At 72.7% G+C, this 3,390-nt stretch carries 2 protein-coding genes; both read left to right on the forward strand.

The window, feature by feature from the left end; genetic code table 11:
• Window positions 1-1,102: NAD(P)/FAD-dependent oxidoreductase (locus CCN42_RS30990; protein WP_107427669.1), on the forward strand; the 1,102-nt coding region annotated here is incomplete at its 5' end.
• Window positions 1,102-3,390, forward strand: a 2,289-nt coding sequence (nirB, locus tag CCN42_RS30995; RefSeq protein ID WP_086740594.1) for a nitrite reductase large subunit NirB, incomplete at its 3' end; no start/stop codon positions are given. The genes CCN42_RS30990 and nirB, both read left to right, overlap by 1 nt.

Here is a 3,390-nt window from a genome sequence, read left to right on the forward strand (position 1 = left end):
GGTTGTAGGGCCGGTGCTCCTCCTCGCCGAAGTGCTGGCCGGACGCTACAGCCCCGAGGTGATCGCCCTCCCGGCGCCCGCGGAGCTGACCCGTGCCCGGGTCACCGGCATCGACCGCGAGGGCCGCACCCTGCACTGCGCGGACGGCTCGGAGATCGCATACGACACGCTGGTCCTGGCCACCGGCTCCAACCCGGTGCTGCCACCCCTGCGCGGGCTGTTCACCCCGGACCACGAACTGCCGGAGGGCGTCCACGCCTTCCGCACCATGGACGACTGCCTGGGCCTGTCCAAGGCGGTCCGGCCGGGCGTCCGCGCGGTCGTCATCGGCGGCGGCCTGCTCGGGGTCTCCGCGGCCCGCGCCCTCGCCATGCGGGGTGCGCAGGTCGTGCTCGCCCAGCAGTCCGAGCGGCTGATGGAGCGCCAGCTCGACCCGGCCGCCTCCCGGCTGGTCCGGCGCCACCTCGGCGACCTCGGCGTGGAGGTCCACACCGATCTGCGGGTACGCGACGTGCGGGTGGTCGGCGGCGCGGTCCGCTCGGTGGAGATGGCCGACGGCTACGCCCTCGACGCCGACCTCGTCGTCCTCGCCTGCGGGGTCCACCCGCGGGTCGGCCTCGCCAAGGCGGCCGGGCTCGCCGTGCACAAGGGCGTCCTGGTCGACGACGAGCTGCGCACCTCCGACCCGCACATCCGGGCGATCGGGGACTGCGCCCAGCACGACGGGACCGTGTACGGGCTCGCCGCCCCCGCGCTGGAACAGGCGGACGTCCTGGCCCGGCTGCTCGCCGGCGACGACACCGCCCGCTACGCCGGCACCCGTTCCCTCACCCGCCTCACCCTCTCCGGTCAGGCCCCCTTCGACCTCGCCGCGTTCGGTGAGACGGAACCCCGCCCCGGCGACGACGTCGTGCAGCTCGCCGACGCCACCCGCGGCACCTACCGCAAGGTCGTCGTCCGCGACGACCGCCTGGTCGGCGGGGTCCTCGTCGGCGAACTCGGCACCGTCGGCGCGCTCGCCCGCGCCTGGGAGGGAGCAGAGCCGCTCCCCTCTGACGGCGGCCCCCTGCTCCACCTGCTCACCAATGACGGAGGCTCCTGATGTCCACGACCGCACCTGCTGCTGGGGAGCGCCCCACGATCGTGCTCGTCGGCCATGGCATGGTCGGCCAGCGCTTCCTCGAAGCACTCGCCGAGCGCGGCCTGACCGCCACGCACCGCGTGGTCGTGCTCTGTGAGGAGCCGCGTCCCGCGTACGACCGGGTGCAGCTCACCTCGTACTTCTCGGGCAGGTCGCCCGAGGACCTGTCCCTGACGGACCTGGCGTTCATCGAGGAGCACGGCATCGAGCTGTACGTCGGGGACCCGGCGGAGACCGTCGACCGCGACTCCCGCAAGGTGACCGCCCGCTCCGGTCTCGTCGTCGACTACGACGTCCTCGTCCTGGCCACCGGCTCGTACCCGTTCGTGCCGCCGGTCCCGGGCAAGGACGCCGAGGGCTGCTTCGTCTACCGCACCATCGAGGACCTGCTCGCCATCGAGGAGTACGCGAAGAGCCGGGCGACCTCGGGTGCCGTGGTCGGCGGCGGCCTGCTCGGGCTGGAGGCCGCGGGCGCGCTGAAGGGCCTCGGTGTCGAGACGCACATCGTGGAGTTCGCGCCGCGGTTGATGCCGGTGCAGGTCGACGACGGCGGCGGCGCGGCACTGCTGCGCACCATCGAGGACATGGGCCTGTCCGTGCACACGGGGGTGGGCACGCAGGAGATCCTGACCGACGCCGCGGGCGCCGTCACCGGCATGAAGCTGTCCGACGGCTCGGAGCTGGCCACCGACATGGTGATCTTCTCCGCCGGTGTCCGCCCCCGCGACCAGCTGGCCCGCGACTGCGGCCTCACGGTCGGCGAGCGCGGCGGCATCGCGGTCGACGAGCAGTGCCGCACGGTCGCCGACCCGCACGTCTTCGCCATCGGCGAGTGCGCGCTGGCCGCGGACGGCCGGGTGTACGGCCTGGTGGCGCCCGGTTACGAGCAGGCCGAGACGGCCGCCGCGACCATCGCCGCCGACGAGGCGTCCTTCACCGGCGCCGACCTGTCCACCAAGCTGAAGCTGCTCGGTGTCGACGTGGCCTCCTTCGGCGACGCGCACGGCACCGCCGAGGACTGCCTCGACGTCGTCTACTCCGACTCCCGCTCCGGCCTGTACAAGAAGCTGGTCATCGGCCGCGACGGCACCCTGCTCGGCGGCATCCTGGTCGGCGACGCGGAGGCCTACGGCACCCTGCGCGCGTTCACCGGCTCGGTCCCGCCCGTCTCCCCCGAGCAGCTGGTCCTCCCGGCGGGCGCCGGCGCCCCGGCCCAGCTCGGCCCGACCGCGCTGCCCGACGAGGCGGTCATCTGCTCCTGCCACAACGTCACCAAGGGCACCATCCGCGGCGCGGTCACCGACCACCAGTGCACCACCGTGCCCGAGGTGAAGAAGTGCACCAAGGCCGGCACCGGCTGCGGCTCCTGCGTCAAGGTCCTCGGCCAGCTCGTCACCGCCGAGCTGGAGGCCGGCGGCATCGAGGTCGACAAGGGCCTGTGCGGCTGCTTCGCCCAGACCCGCGAGGAGCTGTACGAGATCGTCCTCGCCCTGCGCATCACCTCCTACCAGGACCTGCTCGACCGCTACGGCCGGGAGGACGCGCGCGGCGGCGACGGCTGCGAGGTCTGCAAGCCCACGGTCGGCTCGATCATCGCCTCCCTCGCGCCCGCCATCGGCGCCGACGGCTACGTCCTGGAGGGCGAGCAGGCGGCGCTCCAGGACACCAACGACCACTTTCTGGCCAACCTCCAGAAGAACGGGTCGTACTCCGTCGTCCCTCGTATCCCCGGCGGTGAGATCGCCCCGGAGAAACTCATCGTGATCGGGGAGATCGCCCGGGACTTCGGCCTCTACACCAAGATCACCGGCGGTCAGCGCATCGACATGTTCGGCGCGCGCGTGGAACAGCTCCCCTCGATCTGGGCCCGCCTCGTCGACGCCGGCTTCGAGTCCGGCCACGCCTACGGCAAGTCGCTGCGCACCGTGAAGTCCTGCGTCGGCCAGACCTGGTGCCGCTACGGCGTCCAGGACTCCGTCCGGATGGCGATCGACCTGGAACTGCGCTACCGGGGCCTGCGCTCCCCCCACAAACTGAAGTCGGCCGTCTCGGGCTGCGCCCGCGAGTGCGCGGAAGCCCAGTCCAAGGACTTCGGCGTCATCGCCACGTCCAACGGCTGGAACCTCTACGTCGGCGGCAACGGCGGCGCCACGCCGCGCCACGCGGACCTCCTCGCCCAGGACCTGTCGGACGCCGAACTGATCCGCCTCATCGACCGGTTCCTGATGTTCTACATCCGCACCGCCGAC

Origin of the sequence: Streptomyces glaucescens, from assembly GCF_002154375.1 — a bacterium.
GTDB lineage: Bacteria > Actinomycetota > Actinomycetes > Streptomycetales > Streptomycetaceae > Streptomyces > Streptomyces glaucescens.